This is a genomic window from Diplocloster hominis (genome assembly GCF_032380655.1).
In the GTDB taxonomy this organism is placed as follows: Bacteria; Bacillota; Clostridia; order Lachnospirales; family Lachnospiraceae; genus Diplocloster; species Diplocloster hominis.
In genome coordinates this window covers 164,275-180,623 of sequence record NZ_JAWDIY010000001.1, presented here as the reverse complement: position 1 = coordinate 180,623, position 16,349 = coordinate 164,275, and the positions used below count along the sequence as shown (strand labels likewise).

17 protein-coding genes are annotated in these 16,349 nt (G+C 47.9%); 15 read left to right on the top strand and 2 right to left on the bottom strand.

Annotated features, from left to right (window positions below; translation table 11 throughout):
* Positions 1 to 25 precede the first annotated feature (25 nt).
* On the bottom strand, positions 26 to 793 hold the full coding sequence (locus tag ABC831_RS00720; protein WP_343246378.1) for an IclR family transcriptional regulator: 768 nt from the start codon (positions 791 to 793) through the stop codon (positions 26 to 28).
* A 471-nt stretch (positions 794 to 1,264) separates the two neighbouring features.
* Here ABC831_RS00720 and buk point away from each other — a divergent pair, with 471 nt between their 5' ends.
* From buk to ABC831_RS00665, 11 genes are all read left to right on the top strand, one after another.
* Positions 1,265 to 2,329 carry a butyrate kinase gene (buk, locus tag ABC831_RS00715; protein ID WP_343246377.1) on the top strand — a complete coding sequence of 355 codons (1,065 nt, stop codon included), beginning with the start codon at positions 1,265 to 1,267 and terminating at the stop codon, positions 2,327 to 2,329.
* An 11-nt stretch (positions 2,330 to 2,340) separates the two neighbouring features.
* Positions 2,341 to 3,243, top strand: coding sequence for a phosphate acyltransferase (locus ABC831_RS00710; RefSeq protein ID WP_343246376.1), 903 nt, complete (start codon positions 2,341 to 2,343; stop codon positions 3,241 to 3,243).
* 351 nt (positions 3,244 to 3,594) lie between these two features.
* On the top strand, positions 3,595 to 4,146 hold the full coding sequence (locus ABC831_RS00705; protein WP_343246375.1) for a 2-oxoacid:acceptor oxidoreductase family protein: 552 nt from the start codon (positions 3,595 to 3,597) through the stop codon (positions 4,144 to 4,146).
* Positions 4,136 to 4,402, top strand: coding sequence for a 4Fe-4S binding protein (locus ABC831_RS00700; RefSeq protein WP_343246374.1), 267 nt, complete (start codon positions 4,136 to 4,138; stop codon positions 4,400 to 4,402). The genes ABC831_RS00705 and ABC831_RS00700 overlap by 11 nt, the downstream gene beginning before the upstream one ends.
* Entirely contained in the window at positions 4,402 to 5,613 is a 1,212-nt protein-coding gene (gene porA / locus ABC831_RS00695; protein WP_343246373.1) for a pyruvate ferredoxin oxidoreductase, read from the top strand. Before ABC831_RS00700 ends, porA begins: the two co-directional genes overlap by 1 nt.
* Complete coding sequence (locus ABC831_RS00690; protein WP_343246372.1) at positions 5,600 to 6,472, top strand: thiamine pyrophosphate-dependent enzyme; 873 nt, start codon at positions 5,600 to 5,602, stop codon at positions 6,470 to 6,472. The genes porA and ABC831_RS00690 overlap by 14 nt, the downstream gene beginning before the upstream one ends.
* Before the next feature lie 37 nt (positions 6,473 to 6,509).
* Complete coding sequence (locus ABC831_RS00685; protein ID WP_343246371.1) at positions 6,510 to 7,901, top strand: SLC13 family permease; 1,392 nt, start codon at positions 6,510 to 6,512, stop codon at positions 7,899 to 7,901.
* Positions 7,902 to 8,045: 144 nt separating this feature from the next.
* Complete coding sequence (locus tag ABC831_RS00680) at positions 8,046 to 9,515, top strand: UbiD family decarboxylase (RefSeq protein ID WP_343246370.1); 1,470 nt, start codon at positions 8,046 to 8,048, stop codon at positions 9,513 to 9,515.
* 93 nt (positions 9,516 to 9,608) lie between these two features.
* Complete coding sequence (locus tag ABC831_RS00675) at positions 9,609 to 10,178, top strand: UbiX family flavin prenyltransferase (RefSeq protein ID WP_343246369.1); 570 nt, start codon at positions 9,609 to 9,611, stop codon at positions 10,176 to 10,178.
* A 24-nt stretch (positions 10,179 to 10,202) separates the two neighbouring features.
* The gene (lpdD, locus tag ABC831_RS00670; protein WP_343246368.1) at positions 10,203 to 10,583 is read left to right on the top strand and encodes a prenylated flavin chaperone LpdD; all 381 of its coding nucleotides are present in this window, start codon (positions 10,203 to 10,205) and stop codon (positions 10,581 to 10,583) included.
* A 123-nt stretch (positions 10,584 to 10,706) separates the two neighbouring features.
* Positions 10,707 to 11,681, top strand: a complete 975-nt coding sequence (locus ABC831_RS00665; RefSeq protein WP_343246367.1) for a CPBP family intramembrane glutamic endopeptidase — start codon at positions 10,707 to 10,709, stop codon at positions 11,679 to 11,681.
* 230 nt (positions 11,682 to 11,911) lie between these two features.
* Here ABC831_RS00665 and ABC831_RS00660 read toward each other — a convergent pair whose 3' ends face one another.
* Positions 11,912 to 12,841, bottom strand: coding sequence for an AraC family transcriptional regulator (locus ABC831_RS00660; RefSeq protein ID WP_343246366.1), 930 nt, complete (start codon positions 12,839 to 12,841; stop codon positions 11,912 to 11,914).
* Between the two features lie 252 nt (positions 12,842 to 13,093).
* Here ABC831_RS00660 and ABC831_RS00655 point away from each other — a divergent pair, with 252 nt between their 5' ends.
* From ABC831_RS00655 to ABC831_RS00640, 4 genes are read left to right on the top strand one after another with little or no spacing between them, the layout of a single operon-like run.
* Positions 13,094 to 13,975 (top strand): aldose epimerase family protein, encoded by an 882-nt coding sequence (locus tag ABC831_RS00655; RefSeq protein ID WP_343246365.1) that lies wholly within the window; start codon positions 13,094 to 13,096, stop codon positions 13,973 to 13,975.
* Positions 13,976 to 14,008: 33 nt separating this feature from the next.
* Positions 14,009 to 14,524: an L-2-amino-thiazoline-4-carboxylic acid hydrolase gene (locus ABC831_RS00650; protein WP_343246364.1), complete on the top strand. Its 516-nt coding sequence runs from the start codon at positions 14,009 to 14,011 to the stop codon at positions 14,522 to 14,524.
* Positions 14,517 to 15,008: a hypothetical protein gene (locus ABC831_RS00645; RefSeq protein ID WP_343246363.1), complete on the top strand. Its 492-nt coding sequence runs from the start codon at positions 14,517 to 14,519 to the stop codon at positions 15,006 to 15,008. The genes ABC831_RS00650 and ABC831_RS00645 overlap by 8 nt, the downstream gene beginning before the upstream one ends.
* Positions 15,001 to 16,332, top strand: coding sequence for a Gfo/Idh/MocA family protein (locus ABC831_RS00640; protein ID WP_343246362.1), 1,332 nt, complete (start codon positions 15,001 to 15,003; stop codon positions 16,330 to 16,332). Before ABC831_RS00645 ends, ABC831_RS00640 begins: the two co-directional genes overlap by 8 nt.
* The last annotated feature ends 17 nt before the right edge of the window (positions 16,333 to 16,349 follow it).

The following is a 16,349-nucleotide window of genomic DNA, read 5'->3' as shown; positions in this document are numbered from 1 at the left end:
CTAACATACACCTAACATAACCTCGTCATAACTTCTCCGAAATCTCATGAGCAATACTCTTTAAAGCTGCCAGGTTCCGTTCATGATTCATCCACATTCGCGACGCGGGACCTGATATACTGATCGCAGCATAAGGCTGCCGGAACGAATCATATATCACATCAGCCATGCATACGAGGCCGATCTCGCTCTCTTCGTTATCTACGGCATACCCCTGCTCCCTGATTTTCCGGATTTCAGCAAACAGCGCATTCCCGGAAGTGATTGTTGTATCGGTAAGCCGGGTAAACTCGGTCTCGTTGATATACTCCTGAATACGTTCATCGGAACACACGGACAGCAATATCTTTCCGGAAGCGGTAAGATGAGCCGGCCGGCTGTAACCGATATAAGAGCCCATATGAAGGGAAGTATTAGTACTGACAACTTTATCAATAAACACGATATTTAAACGGTCCTTCCATATAGAAATATGGGCGGTTTCCTCCGCTTCGTTTGATAAGCGCTCCAGATAGGGATGCGCCAGCTGAATGATTCCATAATCTTTTTCCACGATCTTACCCAGGGAAAAGAGTTTGAGGCCCAGCCGGTACCTTCCGGTTTCCATGCGTGTAATATAATTGCGGCTTTCCAATGTATATAAAATACGAAAAACAGTACTTTTCCCGATACCGGACAAATCTACAATTTCATTAATTCCAATCTCAGAATTTTGTGCAATGATCTCCAATACAGTAAGTGTATTAGCCGCGGATTGAAGTAAATACCGGCTGTCATTTTCTTTCGCGTCCATGAAATCATCTCCTGTTCCTTAAAATGTTAGTACTTTTAAATTGTCTGTACTTATAAATATATCTGATTTAAGAAAAAGTAGCAAGTTAATTGCTGAAATAGGCTGAAATATATTGAAGAATGACGACTGGAAGCGGAACAGGCACCTTTCTGTGCAAAGCTTCCTGGCTGCTTGTTTTATTTCGAAAGAAACAAGTAATCTCTCATTTTACTAAGCTGCCGGAAATAAAATGAATGAAAGAAATAAACAGGAAAGAAATAAACAGGAAAAAAATAAATGATGAAAGAAATAGTGAAGGAAAGAAATAGTGTAGGAAAGAAATAGTTGAAATATACCTCAGAGTATGCTATTCTGAAACAAAAGATTCGAATAAAGAAATACAAATTCGCATAAAGAAATAGCAAAGGAAATAAATATATATTAATAAAAAAATAGTAAAAGAAAAATAAGATATTAAGGAGGATGGAAAGCATGAAAAAAATTGTTGCAATTAACCTGGGCTCCACATCAACAAAAATTGCTTATTATGAAGATGAGAATTGCATCTTCAAAGATAATATTAAGCATAGCCCGGAGGAACTGGATGAATTTGCGACGATCTGGGATCAGCAGGATTACCGGATGGAGAAGATCGTAAACTATCTGAACGAAAAGGGGATTCTCATTTCAAACCTGGATGCGGTTGTCACCCGCGGAGGGCATACACAGCCGATTGTAGGCGGTGTATATCGGGTCAGTGAGAAAATGCTTCAGCAGTCCGGAAGCGAAAAATATGGAAATCATGCGACGGATGTGGGCCTTCGTATTGTGAAGGAATTTTCAAAACAAGGCCCTCAGGCTTTTACTGTAGATCCGCCTACAACGGACGAGTTTGAACCGCTGGCGCGTTACAGCGGCATTCCCTTCATCCAGAGACGGAGCAGCTTTCATGTATTGAACCATAGAGCGGCCGGAATGCAGTATGCCAAAGACATCGGAAAAAACTACGAGGATCTGAATCTGGTGGTTGTCCATATGGGCGGAGGTATCAGTATAGCGGCTCATAAAAAAGGGAAATTGGTAGATGCGAACAATGCGATTGACGGTGATGGGCCGTTCTCAACGAACCGCTGCTGTACTGTGCCCATCGGTGATTTGATCAAGCTGTGTTATTCCGGGGATTATACATATCAGGAGATCCGCAAATTAATCAATGGACAATCCGGCCTGATGGGCTATGTGGGTGAGAATGACGCCAAAATCGTACAGGACCGGGCCATGGCAGGAGACGAGAAGTGCAAAGAGGTTATGGAAGCCATGTGCTATCAGATCGCAAAAGAAATTGGCGCGGATGCCACTGTACTGAAGGGAGACGTAGATGCGATTGTATTTACGGGCGGAATGGCCTATTCTGATTGGATCGTAGGCATGGTTTCCGATTATGTCCGTTATATTGCTCCTGTAGCGGTGTATCCGGGAGAATATGAGATGCAGTCTCTGGCCTTGAACACATTAGCCGCGTTAAACGGGGAAAAAGAAATAAAAGAATTAAAATAGGGGGAATCACTATGTTTCATAATTTTAAGGAGCTTGAAGAGTATATTCTGGATCAGGGGATCAAAAAGCGTCTGGTGCTGGCAAATGCGCATGATGAGGATGCGCTGGAAGCTGTCGTTATGGCAGTTAGAAAAGGGGTCATAGATGCGACTCTTATAGGCGTTTCGGACAAAATAGCAGATATCCTGGATAAATTGGGAGAAGATTCTTCCGGGTATGAGATCATCGACTGCCGGAATGAGAAATCGGCGGGACAAATGGCCTGCCAGATGGTAAAGGATCAGAAAGCGGATATGCCCATGAAAGGCTTAATGCAGACGGCTACTTTTATGAGGTGTATTCTGGATAAAGAAAAATATGGATTTGTTCCTGAGGGTTCCCTGTTAAGCCAGGCCACCGTTATGGAATATGAGAACCGGCTGATGATCGCTACCGACTGTGCGGTTAATGTATCACCGGACTATAATGATAAAGTTAAAATTATTAAGAATGCGGTGAGACTGGCAGGAAAACTGCGCATCGATTGTCCAAAGGTGGCGGTAGTGGCGCCTGTCGAGACCGTGAATCCGAAGATGCCTGCCACGGTGGATGCTGCGCTTCTAAGCAAAGCGGCCGAACGGGGGCAGATAAAAGGCTGTATCATTGACGGGCCATTGGGTATGGATAACGCCATATCAGAAGACGCGGCCAGGCACAAAGAGATTAACAGCCCGGTGGCCGGCCGCCCGGATATTATTCTTATGCCGGATCTCTGCGCCGGAAATATATTTACAAAAACGATTTATTACTTTGCCCATCTGATATCAGCAGGCACGCTTACAGGTACCTCGTGTCCTGTGGTTATGACCAGCAGAACGGATTCTCCCGAAGATAAATATAATTCCATTTTAATTGCTGTTATGCAGTGTTTATAAGACTGATTTTCAGGCCGGGTTTTTACCCGGTCTTTTTTAGTACCATAAACGCTTCGCGGGGATCGCACTGAAGCGGAAAGGAAGATTTTGGGCATATACGTGCGATGCATAAAAAATAGTCAGCAAGGTATTTTCGAGAGGTACTATTTTTTATAGGTAAACGCATAAAGTATCCCAGGTGAAACTTTATTTAAAAGAAGAGAATTCTCTATACGAATTAAAAATTCAACAAATGAAACACCGAAATCTTGTAAAAAATATCTAATGACATATTTTACCTATTATATTATAATAACGTTAAGTTCAAATAACGAAGTTAAGATTCGTATAAAGAAATAAGGAGGCAATAAAATGCACAAGATCAAATTTTATGGAATAGGAGGGCAAGGCGCGGTTACAGCTGCTAAAATTTTATCCATTGCTGTATCACTGCATCAGAATGAGTACGCAATTACAGTTCCTGCCTATGGACATGAACGCCGGGGGGCTCCGGTGTTTGCGCACATTATTGTGGATGATAAACCCGTTTTGCTGAATTGTTATGTTTATGAACCGGATATCGTAGTTGTATTTGATGAAAACCTGATCGATATGGGTGTGGATGTGGGCGAAGGATGTACGGAAAATACGATACTTGTAATCAATTCCGGAAATGAGGAAATGATCCGGCGGTATAAAGATACATATGGATTTAAGAAAGTATATGCATGTAATGCCACGGAAGCTGCCCTGAAAAATATCGGGTTAAATATACCGAACAGTGCGATGCTGGGAGCTTTGGCCCACAGCGGCGTCGTTGAGATCGAAGCGGTAGTCAGTGCGGTAACGGAAAGTTTTGGAAAGGTTGGTGAAAAGAATGGAAAAGCAGCAAGATATGCCTACGAGCACACCTGTGAAGCGTAGAGTATTGGGACCGTGCTCCCACGTGTTAGTGGCGGCAAATACAGGAAGCTGGCGTATGGAACGGCCGCAGGTAGACGAAGAAGCATGCATCCGCTGCGGTATTTGCGCGAACTACTGTCCTACCGCATGTATCACGGTGAACAAAGAGGGGGATCCTCTGGAATTTGACTGGCATTACTGTAAGGGTTGTGGTATTTGTGCAAATGAATGTCCCCGGCAGGCATTATCCATGATACCGGAAGGGAGTGGTGAATAATGGGAATTAAAATGTTTGATGGTAATGGTGCGGCGGTGGAAGCGATCCGTCTGGCACGTCCGGGTGTGATAGCGGCTTATCCGATTACCCCGCAGAGCTCCATTGCGGAGCATCTGGCCGACGCTGTGGCGGAAGGGGCGATCAAGGCGGAATATGTCCGTGTGGAATCCGAGCATTCGGCCATGTCTATTTCCATCGGCGCCCAGCTTACCGGTGTCCGTGTGGCGACAGCCACCGCTTCCGTAGGTCTGGCCCTGATGCATGAAGTCTGCGGCGTGGCAGCCGGATGCCGTGTCCCCATCGTGATGCCGGTGGTGAACCGTTCGCTGGTGGCTCCCTGGTCTTTGTGGTGTGACCACTCTGACACGATGGCGGAGAGAGATACGGGCTGGCTTCAATTTTACGCTTCCACAGTACAGGAGATTCTGGATCTGCAGCTTTGCGCATATCGGATCAGTGAGCATGAAGATGTTATGATTCCCTCTATGGTCTGTTTCGATGGATTTTATCTGTCCCATTCCATGCAGAGGGTGGATACTCCGTCTGATGAAGAGGCATGGGACTTTGTAAAGCCGTATGTGAAGAAAAATATGTATCTGGATACGAAGGACGTGATGTTTATCAATGATTTGTGTCCCACCGTTGAGCATACGGAGATGAAATATCAGCAGATGATGGGCTTTAAGAGCGCGGCCGAAGTGTCGGATGAAATATTTGCGGAATACGAAAAACGATTTGGCAGAAAGCTTAAGCAGGTGGAAGCGTACCGTCTGGAAGATGCCGAGGTGGCTGTGGTGACGATCGGTTCCATGTCCGGTACCGGAAAATATGTCGTAGAGCAGTTACGGGAAAAAGGGATAAAGGCCGGCCTTCTGAGAATCTGCATGTTCCGCCCGTTCCCGGACCGGAAAATCCATGAAGCACTGAAGAACATCCCGGTAATTGGCGTGATCGACCGTTCCTGCGGTCTGGGCGGCGCCCAGGGTCCGGTCTGCTCGGAAGTAAAAGCGGCGATGTACGGCGAAAGCTCTAAGATATATGGCTATATCGGCGGAATAGCCGGCCGTGATATATCAGACGGTTCATTCCGGAAGATATTTAATGAGCTTCTCGAGATCAAAGAGGGTAAATCCGAAACAGTTTCTACCTGGTTTGACGTAGAAGAGAATGCCATGAACATAAGGGAGGTGGAAACAAATGCTAACGTATAAAACTCAGCCAAAGGGTGCGGTTTCGCCGGGGATCAATACCTGTCAGGGATGTATGATTGATGTTATTTTCAGAAACGTTCTCGATATTATGGGTGAAGATACGGTACTTGTAATCCCACCCGGATGTTCCGCTCAATTTTCAGGCTGTGGGCCTGAGGCGTCGGTAACAGTACCTGGTATCCAGGGAAATCTGGAGAATTCCGCAGCGATTGCAGCCGGAATTGCAGCCGGATTCAAATATCAGGGCAACGATCATACGCAGGTTGTGGCGATTGCCGGAGACGGCGCCACCGTAGATATTGGAATCCAGTCCCTGAGCGGAGCCATGGAACGTAATGATAATATTCTGTATATCTGTTATGATAATGAAGCATATATGAACACCGGCATACAGGGGAGCAGTTCCACGCCGCTTGCGGCCAGTACGACAACCACTCCGGCAGGAAAGCCTGTGAATAGTAAAGATTTGATGCAGATCGTTATGGCGCATCATGTACCGTATGCAGCCTCCGCTTCCATAGCCAACCTTCCGGATCTTCGGAAAAAGGTGAAAAAAGCAAAAGAAAGAAAGGGCTGCCGTGTGCTGCACATTATGAGCCCCTGTCCTACCGGCTGGGGATATAAAATGTCCAAGACGGTGGAGGTTGCCCGGGAAGCGATACAAAATGGGTCGTGGGTTCTTATGGAATATGAAGACGGTAAAGTGAAACTTGGCAAAAAGCCTTCTCAATTAGGGAATGTAGAAAAATATTTCTCCATGCAGAAGAGATTTAAAGGGGTAACGCAGGAGGAGATGGAAGAGGTCAGCAGACATCTTGTAGAGAGATATGAGTATCTGGAAAAGCTGGCGGCACTTTAAACGTTTCGGAGGGTTTTCAATATAGGAGGAGGCTCATATGAGTAAAGCAAAAAAAGTATATCTTCAACTGATTATTGTGGTTGTATTTTATGTGATCTGTTCTCACATTTCGCCGCCAAACGGGCTTACGGAAGCGGGCTGGAAGGCATTGCTTCTTATGATCTGCTGTGTTTATACCTGGGTTACCGAGTTTATCCCCATCGGTATATCATCCTGTTTCCTGCTGATGCTGCCGGCATTTCTGCAGATTGACAGTACCTCGAATGTCCTTGTGAACTTTGGTATTACCACCATGTTCTTCGTGATGGGCGCCTTGATTATCGCTAAGGTATTTATCGATACCGGGCTGGGTTACCGGATTTCCCTGTACATAACCCCATTGCTGGGGCCGAAAAGCAAAATGGTCCTGCTAAGCCTGATGCTCTGCGGCGGCCTGATATCTTCTGTGTTGGTTGATATCCCCACAGCGATTATTCTGGCGGGCATTGCCCTGCCGATACTGAAAGAAAGCGGCTGCGAACCCGGAAAAAGTAAATACGGCAAGGCGGTTATGATGGGCATTCCGATCGCGGCAGCTCTGGGCGGCATCGCGACGCCGGCTGGAAGCGGACTGAATATCCTCACCATTAACCTGTTAAATAATGTGGCTGGTGTCAACATTACCTTTGCGCAGTGGACCCTCATAGGAGCGCCGATCGCTCTGGTACTGCTGTTCGTGGCGTGGTTCGTGATCTGTCTGATCTACAAGCCGGAGATCGAAACGGTCAAGGGACTGGATGATATCAAGAAAAAGCGGGCCGAACTGGGCCCCATGTCCAAGAACGAAAAGAAATTCCTGGTTATCTTTATCTGTGTTATGGTTCTTTGGTTTACGCAGTCCATGACCGGAATCGAGACAGCCTTCGTATCCCTCCTTGCGGTGAGTATTTTCTTCCTTCCCGGATTTGATCTGATCAACTGGGAAAAAGCCAGGGACGCGGTCAGCTGGGAATCCGTCCTGCTTATGGGCTCCGCTAACGCGCTGGCGATGGTTCTGAGTACCCAGGGGACCGCGGAATGGATCTCCAACAGCATCTTAGGAGCTGTCAGCGGGGCTTCACTGGCCGTATTACTGATGGTGGTGACCGCCTTCGGCATCTTCAGCCATCTGCTGGTTCCGGTAGCCAATGCGGTTCTTGCCGTGTGTGTCCCCATCGTAGTGGTGCTGGCCGGCTCCATCGGCGTGAATCCGTTATACCTGGTGCTTCCGTTAGGATTTACGGCATCCGCGGTATTTATCATTCCGCTGGACCCGATTCCACTGACCACGTATGGTTACGGCTATTGGAAACTATCGGAAATGGCAAAGCCGGGACTGATTATTTCCCTGATCTGGATACCGGTATGTGCGGCTGGTATATTGCTGGGAAGAGCGATTGGGATTATTTAAGTATCTGCATCTTATGGTTTTCAGAGGAGATTGAGGTATATCCCAATCTCCTCACTTTTTCAGTATCAAGACAGATAATCAGGTACAGCCGTCAGGAGATTTTAGAAAAGGGTTTCCGGATGAACGAAAAATATGGAGGAAAAAATGTCAGAAATAAAGGTAAGGGATCTTCGTTCGGCACTGGATAAATTACGGTGCATGGAGAAAGAATTGGTGGAGACGGACGTGCCGGTGGACCCGGAAGCGGAGCTGTCCGGTGTATACCGCTATGTAGGCGCAGGAGGAACGGTTATGCGTCCTACCGGTAAAGGTCCGGCCGTTCTGTTTAACAATGTGAAAGGCCACCCGGACGCCCGGGTGGCGATTGGTGTGCTGGCCAGCAGAGAACGGGTGGCGGCCCTGTTGGACAGCAGCCCGGAAAAGTTAGGGCACTTACTGCGGGACAGCGCAGCCCATCCCATCCAGCCGGTTTTGACAGAGGAGAAGCCGGTATGCCGGGAAGTGATACACTATGCGTCGGAAGAGGATTTTGATTTAAACAAATTAATTCCGGCACCGACCAATACGCCGGATGACGCAGGGCCCTACATCACACTGGGCATGTGTTATGCGACGCATCCGGACACTGGCAGATCGGATGTTACGATCCATAGGTTGTGTATCCAGGGCAAAGACGAATTAAGTATTTTCTTCACCCCGGGAGCCAGACATATCGGCGCAATGGCCGAGAGGGCGGAAGAATTAGGCCGGAGGCTTCCGATATCCGTCAGCATCGGTGTTGATCCGGCCATTGAGATCGCTTCCTGTTTCGAGCCTCCTACCACACCGTTAGGATTCGATGAGTTATCCATTGCGGGGGCGTTAAGAGGGGAAGCGGTACAGCTTACCAACTGCCTTACCGTAAAGGAACGCGCCATCGCCAATGCGGAGTATGTGATCGAAGGAGAGGTACTGCCCGGAATCCGTGTGCGTGAAGACCAGAACCGCAACACCGGTTATGCCATGCCGGAATTCCCGGGTTATACAGGAGCGGCCAGTAGCCAGTGCTGGCTGATTAAGGTGAAAGCAGTGACACACCGCCGGAAGCCGATTATGCAGACCTGCATCGGGCCCAGTGAGGAACACGTCTCCATGGCAGGCATTCCCACAGAAGCGAGTATCATCGGAATGATCGATAAGGCCATGCCGGGCAAGCTGCTGAATGTCTACTGCGCATCCGCCGGCGGCGGAAAATATATGGCGGTACTGCAAATAAAAAAGAGTGTGGCGTCAGATGAAGGCAGACAGCGTCAGGCGGCACTGCTTGCGTTCTCGGCCTTCAGTGAACTGAAGCATATTTTCCTGGTCGATGAGGATGTGGACTGTTTTGACATGAATGATGTGCTATGGGCTATGAACACCAGGTTCCAGGGAGACGCTGATATCATTACGATTCCCGGCGTGAGATGCCATCCCCTGGACCCGTCGAATTCCCCCTTGTGTACGACATCCTGCAGGGATCAGGGGATTGCGTGCAAAGTCATTTTTGACTGTACCGTACCATTTGATCAAAAAGAACGGTTTATTCGTTCCCGCTTTATGGAACTGGATCCGGCAAAATGGATTCCGGAATAATAGAAAGCCGGAGATGGGCGGGATGAAGAATAAATTCGCAAGCCGGAGTCAGATGGGAAAAAACTAAAATTCGAAAACCGGGAGACAGATAACATGAGAAAGATTATCTTAGGCATTACAGGAGCTAGCGGAGTAGAACTCGGACTGCATATACTACGGGCCTTAAAGAGACAAAACGCGGAAATCCATCTGATCATATCGGAGGGCGCCCGGTACACCATGCGGGAAGAAAGCAATCTGACGGAAGGGGAGTTCCTGCGTATAGCAGATTACGTATATGGGGAAAAAGAATTGGGAGCGGCCATAGCAAGCGGCAGCTTTGTTACGGATGGTATGATCGTGGCTCCGTGCAGTATGAAGACTTTATCAGGCATTGCCAATGCCTATGATGAGAATCTGATCATACGCGCCGCGGATGTCTGCCTGAAGGAAGGGAGAAAAGTAGTTCTCCTTCCGCGGGAGATGCCCTTTGGAAGAGCTCATCTGAAAAATATGCTGGCCTGCGCAGAATATGGATGCAGTATCATACCGCCTATGCTGAGTTTTTATATGGAAGATACATCGGTGAAGGCACAATTGGATCACATCACAGGAAAAGTATTGATGCAGTTTGGAATGACTTATGAAAAATTCCATAGCTGGCAGGGCCCTGACAGAAGGTAAACGGCCCCATATAGGAGAAAACGGATGTCCCGAAAAGATTATTGGTATGAAAAAGAGCAGTTAAAAATACAGATGCAGCAGATGGGAGAAGATCTCTGCATACTCTTTTACGGAGGCGACCGCGGACACATTGGAAGTGTAGCTATGGCAGAGCCCAGGCCCAGCTTAACCGGCAGCGGAGAAATATCATCTACCGTATCCGTCTACACCTATTCAGGACACAAGGATGATCTCATCGCGTCTGCCATAGCCCGGGAAGTCGCAGCGAAACTAAACAGAAAATGTGTGGCGGCAGTCGGTATACACTATGACCGCTTTACCCCGGACCACCTGGCAGCCGTAAACGAAATAACCGAAAAGATTCCGATAATGGCGGAAGAAGCATATGGGACACTCCCCGCATAGTAAGATCCCTATCAGCGAACTTTTCTTACGGAAATAATTTACATATCATACAGCTTCCGTTATAATCAAAACATATGTGTGGAATAGTACGTAAAAAATCGTATCCGGGAAAGCGGGGATCATATGAAAAAATTATGGGACAACAAGCTGGTTAAAAATAGGTACGGACAGGTGCGGTCCGGGTGGATTGTCCTGGCCGTGATGGCGGCTTATTATCTCATTATGTATGTCCTGAGCTCTCTCGTAATCGAAGTAATGAGCAGGCATTTAATCTCCACAGGGGATATCAACAAAGTCACGGGAGAGCTGTCCGCGTATGTGGACTGGCTCAATGCTGTCGCTTTACCGATTATTATGCAAGTTCTAACCGATAGTGTGATGATCCTGATTTGCGTGATTACGTGGAGATATATCATGAAACACCCGGCCCGGGAAATGGGCATATCTACCGCCGGTCCTGGTAAGAAAGACTGTTGTGCGGGAATGCTGCTGGGTATAGTCTGCTGTTCCATTATTTTTCTCATTACCATAACGGTGGGCGGCGGTCATGTTGTCTCCTGGGTTCCCCGGATCACTGTGCCGGGGGTGATATGGATCTTAGTCTTTATTCTGGTAGCATTAGGGGAAGAGATATTAAACCGCGGTTTTATCATGGGGACCCTGAGAAGAACCGGGAACATCTATTTTATTATGCTGGTTCCATCCGTCATCTTTGGTATGATTCACCTGACCAACCCCAGCGTAACCTTATTATCCGTATTAAATATCATATTAGTTGGTATCCTTTTTTCCTACATGTATATTAAGTCCGGAAATATATGGATGTGCATCGGATATCATTTCACCTGGAATGTCTTTCAGGGGGTCATCTATGGTATGCCGGTCAGCGGCCTTAATATCCCTGGATTCCTAACCACCGAATTTACCCATGCCAACATTCTGAACGGGGGAGGATTCGGCATTGAAGGCGGAATCCTGACAACCATCGTATCCCTGCTGGGCTTTGTATTTGTAAAATATTACTACAGGAAATCCGAATATGATTTTATCAATGATAACCTGAAACAGGATAACCTGATACAAAAGGATCATATCTGAGAACATCAGAGGAATGGCACAAAAAAGATAATACATAAAGAATTTAAACTTATTTGTCAGGACAGCTCTTAAAAAAGCGGCAGCCTGCTTCCTTGAAAGGAAAGCAGGCTGCCTGTTTATTTCCCCGGAAAGTCTGCCGGTCCATCTCCCGCGTCCGCCGCGTTCCGATCTTCCCGGACCTAATTAAAAAAAGTTTTCGCACAATCTCCCCCGAACAGCGTCCCTCAAAATCACAGCAGCAGCCGGTTCTTAACCGAAGTCTTATACTCAGTAGGAGACATCCCGGTAGCCTTTTTAAAAGCCTTGGAAAACGAGTGGATAGAATCAAATCCGAGAAAATCGGCTATCTGCGTAAAGGAATACCTCCCCTCACTGATCAGCTGTTTCGCCTTATCCATTTTCATCTTAAAGTAAACCTGCATGATGGTATAGCCGGTTTCCCGTTTAAAGACACTTTTTATATAGGATTTGGAAAAATTCTGTTCCTGGGCGATCTCATCCAGGGATACATGCTGACAGATTTTCTCTTCCAGGAGAGTCAGGATGGAGCGGATCAGATCCTGATGGGGAGAGACCGGCTGGTCTTCCGAATCTGAAAAATAAATAGAAGTCAGAAGCGGAGACGGAGGTGTAGACTTCTGGTCTTTGTTCTTGTTGCGGGCGATTTCAATCAGAAGCTGTTCCAATAAGTTTTTTATCATCTGCTCAGAACCGAAGCTGACGGTATCGGACTGAACCAGCTTTTTCATTTCCATAACGTCCAGCGGCCCCACATAAGTCTCGCTGCCGATCTGCAGGATCTCATGAATCAGATTCCGTTCTTTTTCATTGGTATGGTGAATACAGCCGTTAAACAGATCCATACAGGCGGAAGAAGAACAAAAGCTGATGATGATAGCACTGGCAAATACATTTTCAGTCCACAGGCTGTGGAACTCATTGGGCTTGTGAAAGATGGTATCTCCCTGCTTCAGGTAGTATTTCTGTCCCTCAGCGGATACACCGATTACACCGCTGTCCACATAAACGATTTCCCAGAAATCATGTGACTCACCAGCAAACAGAAAATTTTTGTCGTATTCAAAATAGTGTAATGTAAAAATACTGTCTACCTGTACCAGCATAGGCAGCAGCGTACTTAAATATACGTTTTCCGGCATATTGACGATCATCCTTTTTGACAAGAAGTAAAACTAAATACACAAAGACTCGAGAAACACTCTTATTATATAATAAATGTACAAAAAATACAAATGATTTCCCTTGTTAATCGGCAATTTTCCTCAAAACCGGATTTGAAATAATGAGAAGTATAAAAAGTTGCATACACGCGACAGGGGTCTTTGGAAAGCCGGAACGCAAATTACAGTCTTATGGGCTGTAAAATATAAAATTAAGGAAGGTGCAAAAAAATGATTTACAGTATGGAAAACGAATTTTTAAAGGTTGAGGTGAACGACAGCGGCGCGGAGTTGTGGAATATTTTCGACAAGAAGAACGGCGGGATACCACGCCTGTGGCAGGGAGAAAAAGCGTGGAACGAGCGTTCCCCGCTCCTGTTTCCTTATATCGGATGCCTGAAAGACGGTAAGTTTATCGAAGAGGGTGTCGTGTATGAAGGGGCTCCCCATGGATTTGCCAAAACCATGACACACTGCCTGGTTTCACAGGAGGCGGACCGGTTGGTATTCAGCCTCACATCGAAGGAAGACACGCTGAAGCAATATCCCTGGCCTTTTGAGCTCAGAACCGAATACCGCATCGAAGGCAGCCAGGTATATTGGGTGGCGCAGGTGAAAAATACAGGCGATAAAAAAATGCCCTTTGGTATCGGTATCCATACCGGATATATGTGCCCGTTTGAGGATGGGTATAAACCTGACGATTATGTAATCCGTTTTGAGAAGAAAGAAAACGCGGTTCACTTACGCCATAACGACAATGGCAATCTGACCGGAGAAGAAATCCCGTTCCTGACAGACTCCGACGTGCTGACGCTTGATAACCCGCAGTTTCCCAACAGCTTTATGCTGGGTAATGTAAAATCCGACTATATTCAGATCGAGGAGATTCCCACCGGCCGGTACAGCCGGGTATATCTGAAAGGAGCTCCGGTAGTCGCGTTCTGGGCCCAGCCGGGAATAGCCGGATATGTCTGCATTCAGCCCTGGTACAGCGCGCCGGATGCTGCGGATTCCGATAACAGCCTTTTCAGCAAACGTGCGGTACAAATCGCAAAACCGGGTGAAACCAAAGAATATGTCCAGGTAATCGAACTGGGGAACTTATCGTAAGAATGGCCGGCAGATTAAGAATGAGGTGAGAGAATGGTTACAAATATACCTACCAGGGATTATGACGACCCTTCCGTTGAGACGAGCAGGCGGGCGGCGGAATACCGGGGACAGTGGATCTATTATCTCTTAAAAGCGATGCGGGATCACGGATTTGACTATGAGACAATCGGGCGCAAAGCGATCTTCGCGCTTGGGAGGTCCAACAAGGAGGGGTTCCCGGACAACAACAGCGCGAAGGATTTTGCCAATGCGCTGCTGGCGCCGGGAAGCGCGGAACCGATGCAGATCGAACCGGTATCCGTGGAAGAAGATAAGGCCCAGGTGACCTTCGGCTATTGTCCCATGTGCAACATCTGGCAAAAGTTAACGGACGACCAGGATTTTATCGCCAATCTGTGTGATATCGCGATGGACGTGGACCGCGGACTGCTATCCACCTATGACCGGCTGGAACTTGTCCTGGACGGCGGCAGGATCAGCGCGGGACACTGCCGCTGTGATTTCGCTGTGAAGAAGACGACAGGCGGGGGGATGGAATATGAATAACTGCTGTTTTGATGAAAAACAAATCGTAGTAATGAAGGCTGGCTTTCAGGATGTCGGCAAATGGATTTACTATATCCTGAAAGCGGCACGCGTGGCGAATGTACCGTGGTCCGTCTTAAAAGAAGGCATCCGGAAAGTAGGCGCCTGCGACGCCTATACGCTGTATCCCAGGACCGATAACCTGAAGGAACTGGCGGAGGCGGTGGCGGACTCCGACATGGGGAAGGCGCATGACGTCAGGATCTTATTTGTGGACGACGACAGGCTGGAACTGGAGCTTGGATGTGATCCAATGCTTGAGGCGGCTCGTACCTGCACAGATGATCCGGTGTTTTTACGGGATCTGGCGGACGCGTATCTGTGCGTGTTTGAAGGGATATTCGATACATACGGGCTGGACTGTGTGAAAAAAGCGCCATCCGCCGGTACCAATGACCGTGTGGTGTTAGTTGTGAAACGTGTCGCTGGAGGAGAGAATGAGTAAAAAAATCAAAGCGGCCATCATCGGCCTGGGTGCGCGGGGACAGCATTATGCGCGCTGCTGCAAAGAATTTGAAGATGAAATACAGATCACGGCGGTGGCGGATGTGCTGCCGGACCGGGTCCGGCAGATTCAGCTGGAATTCAATCTTCCGGATGAACAGTGCTTTGCATGCGGGGAGGATCTGCTGCAGCAGGACAGGCTTGCGGATGTTGTATTTATCTGCACACAGGACAGGGAACACTTTGAGCCGGCCATGAAAGCAATGAAAAAGGGATATCACATTCTGCTGGAGAAGCCGATCTCCCCGTTCCCGGGAGAGTGGAGGGAACTGCTTAAGACGGCCGTACAGTACCACACGAATATCGTGGTATGCCATGTGCTGCGGTATACTCCCTTCTATCAGAGCATCAAGAAAGTCATCGATGCGGGCACCATCGGTGAGGTGGTAAGCGCGCAGGCGATGGAATCCGTACTCTGGTGGCATCAGGCGCATAGCTTTGTAAGGGGAAACTGGCGTAATTCCAATGAAACCAGCCCCATGATCCTGCAAAAATGCTGTCATGATCTCGATATCCTGCTGTGGTTAACCGGTAAAAGCTGCCGCCGGGTAACCTCCATGGGGAATCTGTACTGGTTTAAGCCGGAACATGCGCCGGAGGGCTCAGGCGTCCGCTGCGTCACATGCCCTGTCCAAAAAGACTGTCCCTACGATGCAAAGAAAATATATCTGACAAATAAGGAAACGGGAATACAGCACGGAAATAACCAGTGGCCCTGCGACGTGCTGGCGCCCAATCCCACCAGGGAGTCTATCTGTAAGGCAATCGAAGAAGGGCCTTACGGCAGGTGTGTCTATCACTGTGACAACAATGTGGTGGATCATCAGGTGGTGACGATGGAGATGGATGACGGCGCGGTGATTGACCTGAATATGTGTGCGTTCACCTCGGGTTCCCGTACGCTGGATATTATGGGGACGAAAGGGGAGATCAAGGGCAATTTCTCAAAGAATACCTTTAAGGTCACCGTGTTCGGGGAAGAACCCGTCTGTCTGGACGCGGCGAAGTATATGGGCAATATCAAGATGGGATATGATCCCTATGGGCACGGCGGAGGGGATAAATACCTGATCCGCGACCTGATTGACCTGATGCGGGGAAGCCATGCGCACAGCAAGACGCTGACTACTCTGGAACGGTCGCTGGAAAGCCATTTCGTGGCATTGGCGGCGGAGGAGTCCAGACTGAACGGAGGCGGACCGGTGGAACTAAAGGAATTTAAAAACCGGCCCTTTCCCATGAATGGATCGGCAGAAGGCATCTGAAGCGCAGTTACACAGTA